Source organism: Methylomonas koyamae (assembly GCF_001644025.1).
In the GTDB taxonomy this organism is placed as follows: domain Bacteria; phylum Pseudomonadota; class Gammaproteobacteria; order Methylococcales; family Methylomonadaceae; genus Methylomonas; species Methylomonas koyamae_A.
In genome coordinates this window covers 1-18,203 of record NZ_LUUK01000224.1, presented here as the reverse complement: position 1 = coordinate 18,203, position 18,203 = coordinate 1, and the positions used below count along the sequence as shown (strand labels likewise).

Annotated in this window: 17 protein-coding genes; 3 read left to right on the top strand and 14 right to left on the bottom strand. The window is 54.5% G+C overall.

The features are described from left to right. Positions 1-594: 594 nt before the first annotated feature. The 5 genes from drt3b to A1355_RS22430 all read right to left on the bottom strand — a co-directional run bounded on the left by drt3b (position 595) and on the right by A1355_RS22430 (position 7,015). The gene (drt3b, locus tag A1355_RS22450) at positions 595-2,565 is read right to left on the bottom strand and encodes an antiviral reverse transcriptase Drt3b (RefSeq protein ID WP_064031509.1); all 1,971 of its coding nucleotides are present in this window, start codon (positions 2,563-2,565) and stop codon (positions 595-597) included. Beyond that, entirely contained in the window at positions 2,558-3,826 is a 1,269-nt protein-coding gene (drt3a, locus tag A1355_RS22445) for an antiviral reverse transcriptase Drt3a (RefSeq protein WP_064031508.1), read from the bottom strand. Before drt3a ends, drt3b begins: the two co-directional genes overlap by 8 nt. A 537-nt stretch (positions 3,827-4,363) precedes the next feature. Then, complete coding sequence (locus A1355_RS22440) at positions 4,364-4,717, bottom strand: hypothetical protein (protein ID WP_231883768.1); 354 nt, start codon at positions 4,715-4,717, stop codon at positions 4,364-4,366. A 377-nt stretch (positions 4,718-5,094) separates the two neighbouring features. Next, entirely contained in the window at positions 5,095-5,856 is a 762-nt protein-coding gene (locus tag A1355_RS22435; RefSeq protein WP_064031506.1) for a haloacid dehalogenase type II, read from the bottom strand. 70 nt (positions 5,857-5,926) lie between these two features. Continuing rightward, positions 5,927-7,015 (bottom strand): lactonase family protein, encoded by a 1,089-nt coding sequence (locus A1355_RS22430; protein WP_064031505.1) that lies wholly within the window; start codon positions 7,013-7,015, stop codon positions 5,927-5,929. A 158-nt stretch (positions 7,016-7,173) separates the two neighbouring features. Here A1355_RS22430 and A1355_RS26465 point away from each other — a divergent pair, with 158 nt between their 5' ends. Then, positions 7,174-7,296: a hypothetical protein gene (locus tag A1355_RS26465; protein WP_269454772.1), complete on the top strand. Its 123-nt coding sequence runs from the start codon at positions 7,174-7,176 to the stop codon at positions 7,294-7,296. A 34-nt stretch (positions 7,297-7,330) separates the two neighbouring features. Next, positions 7,331-7,489, top strand: a complete 159-nt coding sequence (locus A1355_RS25455; protein ID WP_139306192.1) for an LPXTG cell wall anchor domain-containing protein — start codon at positions 7,331-7,333, stop codon at positions 7,487-7,489. A 332-nt stretch (positions 7,490-7,821) separates the two neighbouring features. On the opposite strand, the gene A1355_RS24860 is transcribed toward A1355_RS25455, so the two are convergent. The 8 genes from A1355_RS24860 to A1355_RS22390 form a co-directional block, all read right to left on the bottom strand. After that, positions 7,822-8,034 carry a hypothetical protein gene (locus A1355_RS24860; protein WP_082885714.1) on the bottom strand — a complete coding sequence of 71 codons (213 nt, stop codon included), beginning with the start codon at positions 8,032-8,034 and terminating at the stop codon, positions 7,822-7,824. A gap of 199 nt (positions 8,035-8,233) precedes the next feature. Continuing rightward, positions 8,234-8,842 (bottom strand): sulfite oxidase heme-binding subunit YedZ, encoded by a 609-nt coding sequence (locus tag A1355_RS22420; RefSeq protein ID WP_064031503.1) that lies wholly within the window; start codon positions 8,840-8,842, stop codon positions 8,234-8,236. A gap of 4 nt (positions 8,843-8,846) precedes the next feature. Further along, entirely contained in the window at positions 8,847-9,764 is a 918-nt protein-coding gene (gene msrP, locus A1355_RS22415; protein WP_197471887.1) for a protein-methionine-sulfoxide reductase catalytic subunit MsrP, read from the bottom strand. Positions 9,765-9,775: 11 nt separating this feature from the next. Continuing rightward, a complete protein-coding gene (locus A1355_RS22410) occupies positions 9,776-10,387 on the bottom strand; it encodes a cytochrome P460 family protein (RefSeq protein WP_064031502.1) in 612 nt (203 codons plus the stop codon). Further along, positions 10,384-10,851: a DoxX family protein gene (locus A1355_RS22405; RefSeq protein WP_064031501.1), complete on the bottom strand. Its 468-nt coding sequence runs from the start codon at positions 10,849-10,851 to the stop codon at positions 10,384-10,386. Before A1355_RS22405 ends, A1355_RS22410 begins: the two co-directional genes overlap by 4 nt. 12 nt (positions 10,852-10,863) lie before the next feature. Then, a complete protein-coding gene (locus A1355_RS22400; protein ID WP_064031500.1) occupies positions 10,864-11,634 on the bottom strand; it encodes a DNA-binding domain-containing protein in 771 nt (256 codons plus the stop codon). Then, positions 11,618-12,499: a DUF692 domain-containing protein gene (locus A1355_RS22395; protein WP_064031499.1), complete on the bottom strand. Its 882-nt coding sequence runs from the start codon at positions 12,497-12,499 to the stop codon at positions 11,618-11,620. The genes A1355_RS22400 and A1355_RS22395 overlap by 17 nt, the downstream gene beginning before the upstream one ends. Before the next feature lie 9 nt (positions 12,500-12,508). Beyond that, positions 12,509-12,781 carry a DUF2282 domain-containing protein gene (locus tag A1355_RS22390; RefSeq protein WP_064031498.1) on the bottom strand — a complete coding sequence of 91 codons (273 nt, stop codon included), beginning with the start codon at positions 12,779-12,781 and terminating at the stop codon, positions 12,509-12,511. 551 nt (positions 12,782-13,332) lie between these two features. Between A1355_RS22390 and A1355_RS22385 the strand changes: the two genes are divergently transcribed. Next, the gene (locus tag A1355_RS22385; RefSeq protein WP_064031497.1) at positions 13,333-13,974 is read left to right on the top strand and encodes a hypothetical protein; all 642 of its coding nucleotides are present in this window, start codon (positions 13,333-13,335) and stop codon (positions 13,972-13,974) included. A gap of 402 nt (positions 13,975-14,376) precedes the next feature. Here A1355_RS22385 and A1355_RS22380 read toward each other — a convergent pair whose 3' ends face one another. Beyond that, complete coding sequence (locus A1355_RS22380) at positions 14,377-17,733, bottom strand: hypothetical protein (RefSeq protein ID WP_064031496.1); 3,357 nt, start codon at positions 17,731-17,733, stop codon at positions 14,377-14,379. Positions 17,734-18,203: the final 470 nt, after the last annotated feature.

Sequence of the window (18,203 nt, the reverse complement as noted above, 5' to 3'; positions counted from 1 at the left end):
CTTATCCACCCTACGGCCCTCAGGCGAACGGGCATTAAAACGGTAATTTACCTTCTAAGGATAGAACGAAAGCCACTGGGCGTTAATGTTGAATCCGGTTATTGGGTTGGATTTTAGTTCTCGGAAGATTCAACGATTGATAGGACTAGGGATAGTCGTCTTGTTCCGACCCTTTGTGGACATTCGGATATAGATTTAACCTTTCCGATACCGGTCATTGGCAAAAAAGGACTATCCCCAAATAGCTGAGCATGGGTATGAAATCGGCCCTAAGACCTGAAAGGGCAGCGGTCATAATCCATAATGTTTCATCAGGTAGAAAACTCAACCCAAGGCCACACAAGAAAATTTACTGAAGTCGGAATGAAAAATAAATAATAGAAAGAAAGGGCCGCAGGCGTTCGTTGAGTGTGTGCGGCTAAGACAACAGCCGCTCATGCATCCGTCAAAAATACCGAACCAAAGTGGATAGATAAGCTCGACCTGACACAGAATAGCAATTGCCCTCCGAAGAGAGCGCATGAAGCAGAGGCCACGTAAAGTCAGCGCTTGAGGAGAACATCTGCAACCCTTTCGCCGATTGAATATACAGGATCAATAAGCCTGCTTCAATTCCTTCTTCTCCAACAAGTTAAGGAGGTCAACCTCTTTCCAGTTCACAAACCAGAATTTGTTGCAACCATGGCTCAAGAAATCGTTTACATCAGAGGCATTTGGCGAAGTTGCTCTCAATTGAGTATACAGCCTATCAATCCAACGTCTTTTTTCAACATCCTTTACAAAAGGGCAGCTCAGTAGATCAGTAAGAAGATGTGCCTTTTCTGCATCAACTTTAATATCTGACAAGTCGCGCAACTTATTATTTGCCTTTTTTACTATACCCAAGAGCACTTTCGCATATCGGGCGTCATCACGTATGTAGAACAAACAAGACACAATATCAAAATAAGAAAGATCATCGCGCTTATTAAATAAACTGTTAATAACCTTCTCCGGCAATAAATAATCATTACCAAGCTCACGCATTGCCAGCAGAATATTAATAGACTCCAACGGAAGAAAATGAGCTACCTCTGCAACTTTGGATACATTGCGCCCCATCAGAAGTTGCTCAGAAAGCTCAAATATTCGCTGTTTAATTGTCTCAGAACCAGCGCCAAAGTATTTTTCTCCAAACCGCGTTAGTATGATGATTGCGGTTGTTAATTTATAAGATGCACTAACTGAGGGAGAGACAACATACAGAAAATAAATAACCTCCAAAAGAACCAGGCTAGCGTCTCTATACAGCTCGGCTTCATCATTAGCCCCTATATCGGATTGTACGTTTGCAAGTTTCTTTACGCGTTCAGTAAACACAGAAATAAGATAAGAAGAGACCTCATCGTAATTTACATTGTTATATGAACAAAGTGATTTTATCTGACTTATAAAGCTGCGTATTAACTTCCACTGATTATGTATTTTCTTAGGTCTAAGCGAATGCCTATCTCCTGAGTCCTCCAGAAACTTATCTAAAAATCCATTGGCAAGAAGACTTAATTCCCGAGTAATACGTGATTTAAGAGTAACAAACGGCCTAGAGATATGGATGGACTTTACTGTGTTGGCATGAAGGTTAAATGAAGTAAGTGCATCACTATAACAGTCGTAGATTGCCCTCGCCGTTTCATTATCATCGGCAAAAATAAAAACATCATCTACGTAACGTCTAAACGAATAATCAACATCAAAAACAAGCTTCCTTTTCCCCTCTTCGAGCCTCTTTATAGTCTGTAAATCTATAGCCTGGAAAATAAGCTCAGCATAAATGCGGCATAACTCTGGACCAATAACTATCCCATTCGTCTCTTTATGATTTATATGCTGCATCAAGCCGTCGAACTGTTGGGCAAAGGTTGCATCTACTGTTACATGTTTTTTAGTAAAAGGCTTATCCTTAAGCGCCCAAGAAAGACTATGGGTATAGATGCTGTCAAAGCACTTTGATACATCAAGCGTTTTTAGCACAAAGAAGCGTTTTTCTAGATTAAAAAAATCCTTGGAATCAAAAAACTTATAAAGCCTGTCATATCCTCTGTATGAGAAGAATGAAGGACTATGTTTGCTAAAGCCATCGACCCTTGCTTCCGTAATACGCCCTGTCTTGTACTGATTTATATTTTCCCAAGCTGACTTCGTATAAAAAGTACTGGCTACCCTCAAAGGAGATCGAATGCTGGCGGGACTTTTGGAGCAATAGTGAATAATTAATTGTTGATAGTTTTTATAGAAATTCGTGGCTTTCCACTGGGACAATGGATGTATTAGTGACAGTCGCCGAAACTCTAGCGAGTTCTTTCGAATTTTATAAGTGAAAGGAATGGTAAAAGATCCTGAATCACCAAGAACAAGGGTATCTAACAAAAATTTAAAGACTGGATTTGAAACAGCATCATTTTTGGTATTTAGATATAGCCCGTCGTTTGAAAAAATAACAGGCGTCTCATAGGGTGATGTATCAGTAACAATTCCGCGAGCATAGTCACGCCTATTAATCCGATTCGGCTTTCTTGTTTTAGCCATTTTCCCAGCACATCTGAATATTTTTAATTAGTTTAGGGTGAAAATAAACAAAGAAACGCTGCGTATGACCCTTTCGGAAGCTATGAGTTAATAGTGTTCTCTTTTGCTTTGACGATAAGGCTGCGGATATTCTTGAGAACGGTCTACCATGCCCGTTTAGAATTGCTCTTCGCAGAAAGTCATCCAGTTCATCAAGGCCATTATCTGGAGCTTCCGTTATTTGGGGATAGCTATAATAAATGCCGGCCCTCTTGTTCTTGTCTCTATTTATGTCCCTTACACTGAAATTGGACGTCAGGTATTTAATGCGATGAGTCAACAAATAGAAGTCGCCGTCTTTTAGGAAGGCTGTGAGCGAGCGAAGAATTCTGAACTTTATCTTTTTTATCTTTGAATCTGCAATCCCGACCCTAACAGCCCGATGATGACTTTTTGGTTTTAAGTCCCTAATTTTAACAGGCTCCGTCACCGTGATTTTATATCCGAGATAACTAAAGATGAACAAATCATTTACTACAGTTCCTGTCTTAGCAGGGGTAACGACATCCGGTACAGTGATAATATCTCTTTTATTGTTATGCAACAAAAGGCCAGCGGGCAATAAGGATTGTATTTTCTTCAAGAACGTAGGTTCTTTTTCAGATCCATTTGTAATAATTACTATATCATCTACGTATCGTGCATAGAAATACACCCCTTGCATACGCTTCACTTCCCGGTCGAAGGACATCATCATTACGTCTGCCAGCGTTGCACTTAGTGCAAGACCACGCGGGACACCAGTTCCTCCTGAAGCCATAAAGTGGCACAATAACTCATCAACTAAACGATGGGTTAATGGGCTGATCCCTGACAACGCACCTACTGTTTTACTTACTTCATCGGTTGCGAAGGATTCGTAGAAGCTTTTTATGTCAAGCCTAAAGAGCCGATAGGGCACTCCCTCCGAAACTAAGTGGGTCAGTGTTTCGACTATTGACTCCCTATTTGGCTGTTGAATTCTTACTAGACGTTTGATGTTTGAACAGACTTTCCGGAGAACTAGCTCGTGTGCCAACTTATTAGCGTAATAGATTCGTTTGCCTCCCTGCTCGAAGTTAATAAGGGGATTGCCCCCCTGGAAGACTGTTTTGGCTGAACTAATAGCTTCATCAAGGGTAACTAGCTTTTCTGATTCAACATAAAGCTTGGGGTTCTCTCTGAAGTCACTTGTTCTAAGCATCCTCATTAGGGTAATTTGGTTAAACGAATGATCGTACATGTGTCCATTCTGGTGTGGTAATTTAAGTAAAAACGGTATTCATATTAGTACCCTGTCTAATTCTTTATGGAAAGAACCAACCGATTATTGCCATAATAATAGTCAAAGGCAGGAAAAAGTATTAATGGTCCGCCTTATTTTTATAGCTAAGTGGAGTAAATTTCACGACTCAAGATTTTTATGTGCGTTTTCACGCGGTCTCGCCCGATTGCCGAATTTTATTCATCACCATAAAGCGGCCGGTCGCGACCGACAAGATTTGGCCGATACCGAGCCTTGCTCTCAACCAGCTTTTGCCGCATAACAAGCTATCGCGCCCAGCTACAATCCAACCGGGTTTTTCTCAAAACGGTGAAGTCTGAAAACGTGAGTCGAGCTGATTTCCCACCCTAGAATGCCAATACCCACCAAAACTACATAAGGTTGGGTGAATAGTCAGGCAGCCGTCCGATTCGCCGGGCGCACCGACCGACCAAGCCCTCGCGGCCGTAGCATCTGGTTTGATTGAGGTGTTACCCGCCGGGCAATATCTTCCGGCTACGCGACTTCACCGTAAACCTTCCGAACCACCCGGTAAAACCAGTGCGGCCTGCTCAGGATAATGACGAAGGCGATGACCGGTGTGACCGGGACCGGCGCGATGTCGATCAGGAACAGCGTAAACAGGCTGGCGAAGGTTTTGATTCTGGTTTCGCGGGTTTGTGCGGCGTTGACGAAGTCGGTGTCGCGAGCTTTGTCTCGATACATGGCCGCGATTAGCAAGCGGAACCAATCCGGGCGCTTGACGACAATATACATCCCGATCAAACAGCCGGGAGAGATAGGCCCGAAGCCTATGATCGCGAATATCGAGAAAACCGAGAGACATTTTATCTGGGCGGTGTTGAGCATGGCTTGAATAGTGTGTATGGCGATTGGAAATAGCAAACTAGGCTAGGGCTTGAGGTCTAAAGCGGCTATCGTAACGGCAAACCTGCGCGTTGTGGGTAACGGCGTCGATTCGGCCGTCGGCGTTAGAGTTCTACTTTGTCAGATGACTAAATAAGCATCGTCATTCCGGCATGGATGACCGGACCCGTTAGAGCGCGGAGCGAATCCGGACGCCATGGACGGATTTAAGCCAACCCTCCATGGCGCTGGATGCCTGTTTCCCGGCGGGTATGACGGTCTTGAACAAATCCGACAAAGTATAGAATTAGCGCCATGCTAAGTCTGCACGACCGGCCCATTGCAGGGGCTTTGGCGCCGGTCGGTCCTTGAGGCGGTTGTCAGCCCAAGGTCTGAATAAAATCGGCCAGATCGGCCAGGGTTGCGCCGCTGGCTTCGGCGGCCACGCCGAGGTGTTCTTGAGGCGCTTGCACGCGATTGACCCAAAAGGTCGGATAGCCGAAGGCCTTGGCGCCGGCCGCGTCCCAGCCGCCGAATGCGGCGAAGACGATTTGCTCGCGCGGTAGACCGAACGCTTCCGTACCCATCCGATACGCGCGCGGGTCCGGTTTGTAGGCCTTGACCCGGTCGGTGCTCAGGTGCTCCTCGAAAATCCCTTCCAGACCGGCCTGTTTGACGCAGGCGTCCAACATCGTCGCGGTGAAGTTAGACAAAAACGCCAAGCGGAAGCCCGATGCCTTCAAGCGGAGCAAGGCCGGCTTCGCGTCCGGCCAGGCGTCCAGCGACATAAACGCTTGCATCAAGCGCTCGCGTTTCTCGCCGGTCAATTCCAAAGCGTGTTGTTGGGCGGCAAAGATCAAGGCCTCTTCTGTGACCTGCCAGAAGTCGGCATAATTGCCCATCAAGGTGCGCAGCCAAGTGTATTCGAATTGACGTACCCGCCAGGATTGCGCCAGGGTTTGGCCTTGGCCGGGAAACAAGGTTTCCGCCAGCGCGGCGATCGGTCGGGGATCGAAAGTCGTAAAGCCGTCGAAGGCGACCGCCTTGATGCGGTTTGCTGCCTTGGCTTGGGTAACCGGTAGCAGCAGGCCGGCGGTGGCGGCGCCGGACAGTTGTAAAAATTCGCGGCGGGTCAGTGGCATGGCAGCTCCAAAGTGAATAGAACGAAAGGAAAGCCGGCCGCGCGGCGCAAACCGAGCGGCCGGCTTCGATTTAGCGGACCACCAAGCCGGTAACGCCGGCCGGTAAGGTGTTCAAATGGGTCACGGATTGCAATTCGCCGTCCGCGCCGATTCGATATACGCCTATGCTGTGGTCGCCGTTACTCAAGCTGTACAGCCGGCCGCCGTCGTCGGACACCGCCAAATCGTTGGGGCGGCTTTCTTCGGCGGCGCGGGCTTGCAGCAATTCCAACTGGCCGTGGCGGCCTATCGCAAAGGATGCAATCGAGCCGGCCGGCGTATTCGCGGTGAACGCAAGTTTACCGTTCGGCGTGGTTGCCAGCCAGCAAGCGGCGGTTTGTTCCACGGCGACCGCGCCGTCCAACAATTGCAAGCTACCGTCTTCGTGTAAGCGGTAGGCGGACACGGTGGCACCGTTGGCCGCGCCGCCCTGCGCCTCGGAAACGAAGAATTGGTTGTGCTTGCCGAAGGCAAAACCGAACGGCGTGTTGCCGGCCGAGGCCAAGCTGTGCTTCTCGTCCGGCAAACCGCGATTATCCAGGGTAAAACTGACAATTTTGTTACCGGCTTTCTCGGTCACCACCAGCGCGTCGCCGTCGCGGTCGAAACTGATCTGCGCCGGCCCGCTGGCGTCGTCGCCCAGTTTACGGTAAGACTGTTCCAGCGGATAGAGTCGGCCGCTACGGGCATCGAATCGGTAACCGAAAATCGAATCGTCGCCGGCGTTGACCACGTAAACCCGGTCGTGGGCGACGGTCAGGCTAACCGGCGTCACACCGGGTTCGGCGGCGCGGTGCACCAATTCCAGGCCGTTGTCGCGCACTCTAAACACCGATACGTCATTACTGCCGGCGTTGATTGCAAACAGAAAACGCTGGTTTTCGCTGAAGGCCAACGCGCCTTGATTACCCAAGCCGGCACCGGTGCCGGCGCCGCCGGTTGCGTAACTGCCGGCCGGTTGCATTTTGCCGGCGGCGTTCAAACGGAAGGCGAGTACCGAGTTACTCGCGGCGTTCGACAGCGTGTAAGCGGTTTCCCGGTACGTCTCGGACCAGGCCTGAGCGGTTAACGGTAATATTAACGGTATGGCGGCGGCCAGCGTCTTAAGGGTGTTGTTCATGTAGACCTCGAAATTAAATGGAAGGGAATACCCCGCGATGGGGCGAAACGAATATTGCGCCCCGGCCGGTCACCGAATCCTCACGACGAAATCAAATCTTTGTCACTTGCTCGCTAGGCCATTTCAGGCAACCGGACCCGGTCGTTTCGGCGGCTGACATGTCCGCGGCCGCTTGCGGCCAGCCGTTACGGGGCGGCGTGGCGATGAACCACACCCTGGACATCGAGGAATCGTGCGGTACGCTGGATGTGGATTCGCGGTGCCGGTCAACGGCGCCGTAGAAGCGGATTTTCTGAAATTTGCGGGGAGAGAACGATGGGACCGTATTACCGTGGAACGTCGCAAGGCGTCGGCAATTTTTTCGAGTTGTTTTACCAGCATCCGGTGCTGATGCTTTTGGTCGTCGCGGCTAGCGCGGCGGCGGGATATTTTGTCTGGAAGCGGAAGAAAGACAGCCAAGCTAGCGACGGCTGATAAGGATGTGGTTATAAATAACTCCCCTGTTTCGGGTTACAAGGATTTTCCCGTTCGTCCTGAGCTTGTCGAAGGATGGACGGGAAAATCCGGGCATCCACCGCGCCAAACCGTTCATGCTTCGACTAGGCTCAGCACGAACGGTTTGGCGGGACAAATTCATTTCGGGAAGTTATTTTTAGCGGAATCCTAAGTTGAGGCGCCGGTGTCTTAGGATAGGCGCTTGCGTAGCGGCGATAACAAGCCCTTCGAATGCCCGAAGGCGTCGATTTCAACGGTGGCGAGCCATCGATTGAAACCAACGCGTTCGCGACGGGATTAACGTCTAGCGATCAAGCGGCCTTCGCGGTGGCGGCCGGCAGGCAATGTGGGCACGGTGTGACCATTTTCAAAAACTCGCTGGCTTTCTTGGCGGCGCTAGTCGGGTTCGAAATGGCCCCCAGGTAACGCAAAGTGTCTTTTGCCGGCAGTGCCGTGCATTCGGCTCTGTGCAGAAAGCGTTCGCCAGTGTCTTGCGCGTTTAGTTCAACGTAAAATTCAGCCATGGTAAGTACCTCATTGTTCCGGTTAATAAGGATAAGGAGAACGGCCCGAAAAACGGACGGTTTGGTGATGGCGCTTGTGTCGGGCCTCGCACATTAGTGACGGGTAATGTGGAGGAAACGATACAAAAACCGGCCGAATCGCCCGTTTTTCGTGCTCGATTGGCTGTTCGCAAGTTCTGTTCCAGCAATTTTTATGTGGTTACTTGTCGCTGTGTAGTAAACGCGACAGTCGAACGATCAGCAACAGACCGAGAATTGCCGCGAACGTCAGCGGGCGCGTCAGGTCTTTTTTGACCAACCAGATAAAATGCGCCACGCCGCCGCAAGCCGCAACGTAAACCCAGCGGTGCAAGGATTGCCAGCGTTTGCCGCCCAGCCTGCGGACCATCGCGTTGGTCGAGGTTGCGGCCAAGGCCAGCAGAATTAAAAACACCGAAAAGCCGACCGTGATGTAGGGGCGCTTGAACACGTCCTCGGCAATCGCCGGCCAGTCGAAGAATTGGTCCAGCACCAGATATGTCAAGACATGCAGCAGCGCGTAAAAGAACGCGAACAAGCCCAGCATGCGCCGCAAGCGCAACCACCAGGACCAGCCGGTCAACAACCGCAACGGCGTCGCGCTCAACGTGATCAACAAAAAGGTCAATGCCCAGTAACCGGTCAGGTGAGTGATTTTTTCGATCGGATTGGCGCCTAGGCTATCTGTATAGGCGGCATGACCCAGCTTTGCCAACGGCAACAAGGCCACCGTGAACAGCGTGACTTTCAGCAACGCGATGCGTTTCGAACTTGGGTTTTTCCAGCTCATCGCGTCAAAAGTTCTCCCGCAGGTCCATGCCGCTGTATAGCCCGGCGACTTGCTCGGCATAGCCGTTGAAGGGCAGGGTCTTGCGCTTTAAAAATTCGCCGAGCCGGCGTTCCTTGGCCTGGCTCCAGCGCGGATGATCGACGTCCGGGTTGACGTTGGCGTAAAAGCCGTACTCGCTGGGCCCGGCTTTCATCCAACTGGTCAGCGGCGGCTTTTCCACCAAACGGATTTTGACGATGGATTTCGCGCTCTTAAAGCCGTATTTCCAAGGGACGACCACCCGAATCGGCGCGCCGTTCTGCTTGGGCAGTAATTCGCCGTACAGGCCGAAGGTCAGCAAGGTTAACGGGTGCATGGCTTCGTCGATGCGCAGGCCTTCGCGGTAAGGCCAATCCAGTACCGGATATTTTTGCCCCGGCATTTGCGCCGTATCGTGCAGACTGACGAATTCGACGTATTTGGCGTTGCCAGTCGGCTCCACCCGTTTCAGTAATTCGGCCAGCGAATATCCCAGCCACGGCACCACCATGGACCAGGCTTCCACGCAGCGCAGCCGATAAATCCGTTCTTCCTGCGGCGCCAATTTCAGCAACTCGGCTATGTCGAAAACTTTGGGCTTGCGGACCTCGCCCTCGACCGCGACGGTCCAGGGCCGGATATTCAGGCTCGCGGCCCGAGCCGCTGGGTCGTCCTTGCTGGTGCCGAATTCGTAGAAATTGTTGTATTCGGTGACCGACTTATAAGGCGTCAATTCTTCGTCCAATTTATAGGCCGACGCCTTAACGTCCGGCCATTTTTCGCCGGCGCTCAGCCAGTCCGGCCACAAGGCGGCCAACAGCGCGCCGCCGGCGCCGCGCATAAAGTCGCGGCGGGCTTCGAACACGGCCTTGGGGGTAATTTCGGAAGGTTTGATCGGCATCATGCGGGGCGCTCCTATTTATGGGCGGATTCGGGTGATCGCTGGGTAGAGCCTGGACCGGCGGTTTCGGTTCCTGGCGCCGACAGCGTCGGGTAAGCTTGCAGATAGACGCCGTCGGTGGCCTTGGCCGGCAAATGGCAGTTTTGGCAGGATACCTGGTAACCTTGCGAAATGTTGGCTTGCGGGCTTTGGGCATCGAACAAGGCCCAACCCCAGCCGTCGGCCCAATCCCGGTGGCCTGGAAAACGCCGTTTGGCATCCTTGACCATGACAAAGCGAAGCTTGATCGCGCTGGCATAGTCGGCTTGGCCGGTACTCAAGGCTTGGCGGCCGATTGCGCGAATCTCCTTGACCAGCACCGTACCGTCCGGAAAACGGCCGCCGCGACGAAATTCGGCCGCTGCATCGGCTTGGGTGTAGACGTCGTGGAATCCGTATCCGGGGGCCTGCGGATCGGACACCAGCCACGATCCCAAATGCACCCAGCGGCCGCGAACATCGTCCGGCGCGCGGATCGTGCCGTTGGCTGAAACCAGCGTGGTGAAGGTGTCGGCGATGCCGTCGCCGGCCAGCGCCGTAGCGCTGGCGGCCAACAGGACGAACCCGATTGCGCCGTGCGATCTCATGTTGCCTCCCGCCGAGTCAGCCGCCGCCAAGCGTCCACCGACCAAGCGCCGGGGCCGCGCGCCGCCAGCGACAACAATACCAAACCCCAGGCCAAATGCTGTTCCAGCCCGGCCGGCCCCAAATCCGGGTAGGACAACACCGCCGCGGCGTTGAACAAGGCCAACAGCGTCGCCGTTACCCGGCCGTAACAACCCAAAACCAAGCATACCGGTAACACCAATTCGATGGCGGTCGCCAGGTAGGCGGCCCATTCCGGCGCGAGCAGCGGCACCCGGTATTCGTATTCGAACAAATACAGAGTGCCGGCCCAACTGGCCAATTTTTGTTGGCCGGATACCCAGAATGCGTGGGCCAGCCAAAGTCTCAGCGCGAAATCGCTTGCGGCGGCGGTCCGGTTGGTCAGGGTTTCGAATATCGCCGGTTTCGGCGTCTTGGTGGTTGGATGAAAATAGATACTGTGCATCGCAAATCTCTGTCAACGGATAAAAAAGCCGGTTAGCAAACCCATGCGCAACCAGCGCGGTAGATAAAGGTCTAGCGGCGGCGCGGTGGTTTCGCCGCTTGGCCGGTCCATCGCTTGACTCAGCGTCAATCCGGCCGCCAACGCGGACAGCAGCCGGAACTCGCCGCGTTCGATTTCGCTGGCGTTCACCTCGAAACCGTTGCGATGCACCACGACATGGCTGGCACCCTCGGCCAGCGAAATCGGCGTGGCGGCGTCGGCGTCCGGCAAATTGGCTTGCCAGATCGCGAAAACCGGGTAAGGCGACGCCAGCAAGCGCAACGAGGGGTGGAAACGCAGACGCAGCGCCGGATAAAGGCTGGCCGGCACCGCCGCCAGGCCGCGCGCGTCCAGCAGCGCGGCGTCGGCGGCGTGATAGGCGCCGTGCCAGTACCATTCCAGGCGGGCGACGTCGGCTAGATAGTCCAGCCCGTGGGTCGGCGGAAAATCGGTCAAAAAATCGGCCAGCGCCTCGCCGTAATGCAGCAAGGCTGCTTGCGCCGGCGGATGAGCTTCGATGAAAAACCGCGCCAGATAATTGAAAAATTGCTCGCCGACCAGGCGTTCGACGACCGGATATACCTCGCGCAAGGCTTGGGTCAGGCCCAGGCGAGTATTGTTGCGATATAGCGCCAAGCGTTTTTCGGCGGCGATTTCGCCGCCGACGATAGCCGCCGGCACCCGTTCGGCCAGGCCGAACGCGTAGTCCGCCATGTCTTGTTGCAAATCACGCAATGCATGCATCGTTGGTCTCCAATAACTCGTCGGCCTTGGCGGCCTCGTTTAGCAACACCGGCCAGGCCGGCAAATCCGCATCCCATTCGATCAAGGTCGGCCGCCGGCCGAAGCGTTGCAACACTTGCCGGAACAGTTGCCAGACCGGTGCCGCCACCGGCCCGGCGTGGGTGTCCAGCAGCAGGCTCGCGGTATCGATAGTACGCAACGCATGGCCGGCCAGATGCAATTCGCCTACCCGCTCGCCGTCCAACTCGGCCAGATAATCGGCCGCGTTCCAATGCAGGTTATGGCTGGACACGTACAGATTGTTGACGTCCAGCAGAATGCCGCAGCCGCTACGCCGGGCCAGTTCGTTCAAAAACCCGCTTTCGCTGTAGTCGGCTTCCCGGTATTGCAGATAGCCGGCCGGGTTTTCGATCAGCAGCGTCCGTCCCAGAAAATCCTGGACCCGGTTTAGCCGGTCGCACAGGTGGTGCAGTGTGGCTTCGGTATAAGGCAGCGGCAGCAAGTCGTTCAGATAGCGGCCGCCTTGCGAACTCCAACTCAAATGTTCCGAGACCAGACCGGGCTCGACGCGGCCGATCAAATGCTTGAGTTGGCGTAAATGCTCGCTGTCCAGCGGGTCTGTCGAACCCAGCGACAGACCGACGCCGTGTAGACTGATCGGCAACACGTCTCGCAAGGTTTCCAGGTAGCGCAGCGGCGGACCGCCGGCGCCGAAATAGTTTTCGCTGTGGACTTCCAGCCAGCCGACCGGCACCGGGCCGGCCAAGGCGTCGCCGTGATGGGCCGAACGCAGGCCGACTCCGGCGCAAGCCGGAATCGGCGCGGCGACCCGCCGCGAAAGTTGTGAGGATCGTGGCGTCGTCATCGCGGCGGCTTACATGCCGGGCATCTGGGTTTGGCCGCCGACGATGCGTTCGCAAGTGCCGGCCGGCACGGCGATGAAGGCGTCTTTTTGGCCGTCGCTGGTGGAATGGCCGGCGCAGGCGTTGGACAAGGTTTTGCAATCGTTCTTGCCGGCCTTGGCGACGCCGTAGCATTTCTCCATGTCCATCTTGTCTGCGGCCACCGCCGTGCTTTGCGCGCCGATCGCGGCCAAGGCTAACAACGAGGCGACAGCGCTGGTAATGATAGTGTTCGAGTTTTTCATGGTGGTATCTCCAATTAAGTGGTTTGGTTTGAGTGATGTCGGCGGCGCTCGCCGCGACGTATTAGGTATTACAAACGCCGTGCCAACTGGAGGTTGTCGAAAATAACCAAACGAATTCAATCTATTAGCGGATATTCGGCCGCAATCAACCGCCGCAACGACACCCATATGCCCGCCACTATTCGCGGCGGCCGCCAATAGTGGTGGGTTGGGGCGCGAGCCGGGCATCGAGAAAATGTGTTGGAGCGGCTTTAGCCGCGATTGACAGCCTTCCGACACCGGATTGGGCGCGGCATCCGGCGACTTTCATAGTAAAAGCCACCAGTTGTTTAGGCATTTCAATGGATTATCCGGCGGGTAAGCGTAACGGACGAAGGTCTGCCGCCGAATCGCAACCTACAATAGCTCGCGGAGCCGGCGAGCGCGGGCTATCAATTAAGCCGAACTCGATGGCGTGCGTCTTGGGCTGCCGGCGGCGCAAAAGACTCTATACTTTGGGCGAGCTCCGCTCGACGCTGTCGCCCCGATAAAAATTCTAAACGAGACGCCCCATGCCAAACATCAATAGCGGTATTGCCTTCGATACCATCAAAACCTTAGCTAAAAGTTACGGAAAAGCCACGCCGCAAATGGTCAGCACCAACTTCAACGCGATGCCGATTGCGGTCTTTAACAATAATTTACTGAAATACGATCCGCTGGAGAACGTCGCGCAGATTACTTCGGACAAAAAGGTGGTTTCCCTGTTGCGAGAAACCAATGCGGGGGTAAAAACGCCGATTCGGTTTCTAAAATGGGGTCAAAATTGTTGCACGGGCATGGAACTCGATCCGGGCGCGCGCGTTGTGATCAGCGGTCCGTTCTCGGGCTGTTCCTTTTTGATCGCGAAGGATATGCACAGCGGCCGGACCGTGATGCTGCATTCCAACGACAACACCAATCAAGGGGCGATGAATCGAGCCAACACCCTGGCGACTCAAATGGCCAGGGCCAATCAGTATCTGCAAGTGTTTCATAACGGTGTTCAGCCGCTGTACCACTGCAGCTACGAGGAAATGGGCATGGTGCCCAGTTGGATTATCGCGGTTGACGAACACGGCGATAGCCGCAGTTGGTTGATTTACTGCGTGAATTTGCTGGCGAGTCAACGGGGTGAAAGCGTGTTTCAATTGGGCGGGTGTTTCGTATTATGAAGTGCCACGGGCATCGACAGGCTTAATTTGGCGGGTCGGATTAAACCCTCGGCGTTCGCCGACTGAAAGCGGATTTGGCGAATTCTACTTTGTCGGATTTGTTCAAGACCGTCATGCCCGCCGGGAAGCGGGCATCCAATGTCATGGATGGTTGGCTTAAATCAGTCCATGACGTTTGGATTCGCTCCGCGCTCTAACCGGTCCGGCAATCCATGCCGGGATGACGATGTTGATTTCCTAATCCGACAAAGCGGAACTAATATAGCCCTGCCAAATTCGTAGGGTTCCGCCGCGCCGGCGCGGGTAGATTGGGTGCCGCAACGCAAGGGTCTCGATCGGTTTACCGGAGCGCGGCTGGCGGCATTGCCAGGTCGGCGGGTGGTTCATCGGTCCGGCGGGCGCTTAATATTGGCTCAACGTCCAGTATTCCGACAGTTGTTGAAACAACACCAGTAGCGCGCCGGTGCCGCCGAAGGCTTGCAGCAAGGGCCATTCGTACCAGGGCCGGAAGGCGCCCTCGCGCAGGGCGCGGGCGCTTTCGATCTCGGATTCGATCCGATCGATTTCCGCGCTCGTCGCGTTACCTGAGTGTCGCAATTCCCTTACCTTAAAGCTCCATTGCTCGATCGCTCGGCGCCGGGTGGTTCTGGCGCCGCGCTGCAACAGCCATTCCGCCGAAAACGCATAAATAAACATCAAGATAAACACCGCGCGCAGGCCCCAGGGCAAATTCCAGTCGTCGATGGCCGGATTGCGCGCCAGCACCATCAATCCAATCACCGCGACCGGCCCCCAGATCAACGGCTGCATGGCCTTGGTCAGCTCCTTGACCAACTGGATTTTCAACCATTCCGAAACGCAGGATTCGGCGACCGCGTTGGCTTGGGCATGCTCGATGGCCCGCCGGTTCCAGCCATCGCTCTGTTGGGTGAGATTGCCGATCAAGCGTTCGCACAGCCGCGCGTGCTCGACCACCCACATGGTCAGCATCACGGTGGACAGAACCGACAGCAGCAACAAGGCGGCATTCACCGCGACCACCGAGGTACCGCGCGCCGGAATATTAGGAAGTTGCCCGAAGCGCATCGTAATGCCGGCGACGACGATGAAGGCCAGACTATGAATCAAGACCCGGAGCAGGTTGCCGGGAATGCCGAGTTTGGTGTTATCCAGATAACCTAGATAGTGTTGCCAGAGCCGGGCGGTGGCTGCCGCCGGCGTGGCGAGTTTGCGCTGGATCGCGTCCGCGCCAAGTCGGATGCCGATCGCGCACGCGGAATTCATGACTAACAGGGTCAAGCCGACAAAGCTCAAGATGCTCAGGCCAAGGTATAGCTTAGTTTGCAGCGGCAGCGCCATCGGGGTTTGCGGCACGCAGGTTTGGGAATAGTAGTAAATCAACCACGCAAGCGTCGCGATCAGCAACAGATCTTTCACCAGCCAGTCGGAGAACGGCGGCACGCGTTGAGTCAACAGTCGCCGGAGCGTATCCCGGCCGCCGGGTTGGGTGGGATTTTCCGTCACCTCCCAACTACCGACAAACATCAGCTTGCATTCCTTGATCGACGCATCGGCATGGTTCGGCAAACCGAACGTTTCGGAAACGGTTACGCGCATTTGGGCTAGCCGGCGTTGTCCCCAGCAAAAAAAGGCCACAGCAACCAGGTAGGAAACCAAGCGCAGGCCCTCGGTCGGCCAGATGCTGGCGCCTTCCAGCCAGTAAAACGGTTCGGCCATCGGGCTGGCAAGATATTCGTTAAAAACCACAAAAATGCCCAGCGCCGATAACGCCACCGCCGTGGCGATGCAGGCCGTGAGTCCGCTGTCTAAAACCCGGCAAACGGCCGACAATGCCCATTTGCGAATTTGCCAACTGACCAGACAGGCCATGCAGATCAGGCTAAGGCTTAAAAACAGCAGGTTTTTGAATTCAAAACTGAAGCGGCTCGATTTGACGGCCGGTTGAATCCCTTGATCCGTTTGCTCCCAGTTCGGCCACATGCAGTGCTCGGGATTGGGCGAAAGGCCGCGCGAGTCATCGCAGCGCGGCACCGCCAACGGAATCGGCCGGCTACGGCCGATTTCGAACAGCGTGGGTATGATGGGCTTGATGTTAAGCGGTGGAGGAGTGACCGCCAGCTGCGTGGACAGGAACAGCGCGGTCTGATAATTGTCGCGAAACGGCGGGATGCTGCCTTGCCACTGGTCGTCAAGATATAGGCCGTAGGGCGCCGCTACCAACAAATTATGGGTTTGCAACCATTTGCTCGGATGATTGTAAATGGCGTCCAAATCGGTGGTAAAAAACAAGGTATGCGGGAAGTACTGGCGCAAGGCCTGTAAAATCATCAGCTTGTCGTAGACGTCCGATCCCAGAATGCCGATCGCGGCAATCCCGCCGTCGGGGCTGCTTTGGATCAGACACGCGTCCAGTTCGGCGATGTTGCCGGCCAGTCGCCGCAGATAGTCTTTTTGGCTTTGACCTTCGGGCGTTTCGATGTTGGCGTTTTCCGCGGGTTTGTCCTTGCCCGAGCCGGGCCCCTTGGCATCCGCGCTCTTATCGCCGGATTTCGGCAATTTGCCGTCCAGGCCGCGCATATAGCTGTAGCTATGCACGGTTTTCTGACCGCATTGGCTGCCGGGAGGCGTCGTTTTGGGTTTGGACGGCCAGGTTTTCACAAAGGTATCGCGCATCGCGCGGCCGTAGAAGGTATCCCACTCCGACAAGATGACGATATGCGCATTGGCGCTGATGCGCCGCAACGATAATTCGCTGACCAAGGCCTTCATCAACTCGTCATCGCTGGACGTGGTGCGCAGCAAGCGGATGCCTTTGTCGCTGAAAAGCTTTTCCAGACAATGCGCGTCCTTGTTTTTGCATAGACCGCTCAATTCGAAGTCGGCAGCAGTGGCCGCCGCCGCATAAAAACCGATGTCGAGTCTGCAATCGGCGGCATCGCCAAGTTTGGGCGATGTAGGGCAGAGAGTATGCACGAAGGACGGGTTTTCGATTTCCGCCAGCATCGTGCGCAAAGTCGCCGAACTGTTAGGGCCGATCACCCGATAGCTGACTTGGTCGTGTTCGGGGACGGCCAGTTTCAGCAAGTGGTTGATTTTGGCAAACGGGGTTTCGGTCAGGCTGGCTTCATCCAGCCATAGCACCAGGATCGGCGATTTCTCATTTCCGTCGCGCGGCAACCACCATTCGAACGGGACTTTTCTTTGCAAATCGTCTTGGTCCGGCTCGAAGGCGCCGATGTGCTGTTCGTCGCTCGGTATCCAGTCTTGATTCGCCAAGCCGGACAGCACGGCATAGCGGCGGCGCATGCGCTGCTCGGCTTCTTCGGGATAGGGTCCCCCAGGCAAGGTAACCGCCATCACCGTGATGGCCTGGTTCGAGTGTTTCAGCCCATCCGGCACGATGGCTTTCTTTTCCGGCAACGGCGGCGCGGTCGGCGACGGGCGAATTTCAACATTCGCGGGACGGCCGTCTACAAACAGCGCGAACGATTTCGCGTCGGCTAACGACTTGCCGGCCGCGTTGGCGGCATTTTCGACAGTGGAAAACGGATCTTGCCAAAGCCGGGCGTCGATATTCTGCAACGACGGATGGCTGGATTTCAGCGGGTCGGCCGAAGGCCGTTCGTCCTGATAGGGCAGGGAATGGCCGATCAACAAACTCGCCAACATGGTCATGATTAATGCGATCGGCAACGGCGATCCGTAGCCGCCGCTTTCGGGTTTTCTATCCTCCGCCATGGTCCGTATCCTGCAAATTAAACACTGCTGGCATGCTGGCGCAGTTTGGCGGCTTTTGGCAATAACGCATTTGTGCCGGTACAAACGTACTGGGTCGGCATGATCGATGCGATGCCAACTTCGCAAGCTTCAGAGCCTTGCGCACAAGTAAATTAGAGTCGCGCGCAAGCTTATTTGCCTTGCGGGCAAGGTTTTTTTCGTTGCGCGCAAGCCAAATATGCTTGTGGTTGGAGTTTAATGCCTTGCGCTCAAGGCTTTTAGGCTTACGCCCAGAGAAAATTGCCTTGCCCGCAAAGTCATATACCTTGCGGGCAAGGCTTGGAACCTTGCGAGTGGTGCGAATAAGCTTGCGAGGGTAGCGGCAAAGCTTGCGAGCCTTGCCTTTATCTATTCCGCTATGGGCTGGAGCTTGGTTGGTGTGCCGGAAGGCCGAGCCGGGCGGCTGACCTACTTATCTTGTTTAGCCGACA

Excerpts from the sequence above, each read along its gene's own strand:
- A1355_RS25455 (WP_139306192.1), top strand. The coding sequence starts at position 7,331 with ATGGGACCGTATTACCGTGGAACGTCGCAAGGCGTCGGCAATTTTTTC.
- A1355_RS22405 (WP_064031501.1), bottom strand. The coding sequence starts at position 10,851 with ATGCACAGTATCTATTTTCATCCAACCACCAAGACGCCGAAACCGGCG.
- A1355_RS22410 (WP_064031502.1), bottom strand. The coding sequence starts at position 10,387 with ATGAGATCGCACGGCGCAATCGGGTTCGTCCTGTTGGCCGCCAGCGCT.
- A1355_RS22390 (WP_064031498.1), bottom strand. The coding sequence starts at position 12,781 with ATGAAAAACTCGAACACTATCATTACCAGCGCTGTCGCCTCGTTGTTA.
- A1355_RS22395 (WP_064031499.1), bottom strand. The coding sequence starts at position 12,499 with ATGACGACGCCACGATCCTCACAACTTTCGCGGCGGGTCGCCGCGCCG.
- A1355_RS24860 (WP_082885714.1), bottom strand. The coding sequence starts at position 8,034 with ATGGCTGAATTTTACGTTGAACTAAACGCGCAAGACACTGGCGAACGC.
- A1355_RS22385 (WP_064031497.1), top strand. The coding sequence starts at position 13,333 with ATGCCAAACATCAATAGCGGTATTGCCTTCGATACCATCAAAACCTTA.
- drt3b (WP_064031509.1), bottom strand. The coding sequence starts at position 2,565 with ATGGCTAAAACAAGAAAGCCGAATCGGATTAATAGGCGTGACTATGCT.
- A1355_RS22420 (WP_064031503.1), bottom strand. The coding sequence starts at position 8,842 with ATGAGCTGGAAAAACCCAAGTTCGAAACGCATCGCGTTGCTGAAAGTC.
- A1355_RS26465 (WP_269454772.1), top strand. The coding sequence starts at position 7,174 with ATGTCCGCGGCCGCTTGCGGCCAGCCGTTACGGGGCGGCGTGGCGATG.
- A1355_RS22400 (WP_064031500.1), bottom strand. The coding sequence starts at position 11,634 with ATGCATGCATTGCGTGATTTGCAACAAGACATGGCGGACTACGCGTTC.
- msrP (WP_197471887.1), bottom strand. The coding sequence starts at position 9,764 with ATGATGCCGATCAAACCTTCCGAAATTACCCCCAAGGCCGTGTTCGAA.
- A1355_RS22435 (WP_064031506.1), bottom strand. The coding sequence starts at position 5,856 with ATGCCACTGACCCGCCGCGAATTTTTACAACTGTCCGGCGCCGCCACC.
- A1355_RS22440 (WP_231883768.1), bottom strand. The coding sequence starts at position 4,717 with ATGCTCAACACCGCCCAGATAAAATGTCTCTCGGTTTTCTCGATATTC.
- A1355_RS22430 (WP_064031505.1), bottom strand. The coding sequence starts at position 7,015 with ATGAACAACACCCTTAAGACGCTGGCCGCCGCCATACCGTTAATATTA.
- drt3a (WP_064031508.1), bottom strand. The coding sequence starts at position 3,826 with ATGTACGATCATTCGTTTAACCAAATTACCCTAATGAGGATGCTTAGA.
- A1355_RS22380 (WP_064031496.1), bottom strand. The coding sequence starts at position 17,733 with ATGGCGGAGGATAGAAAACCCGAAAGCGGCGGCTACGGATCGCCGTTG.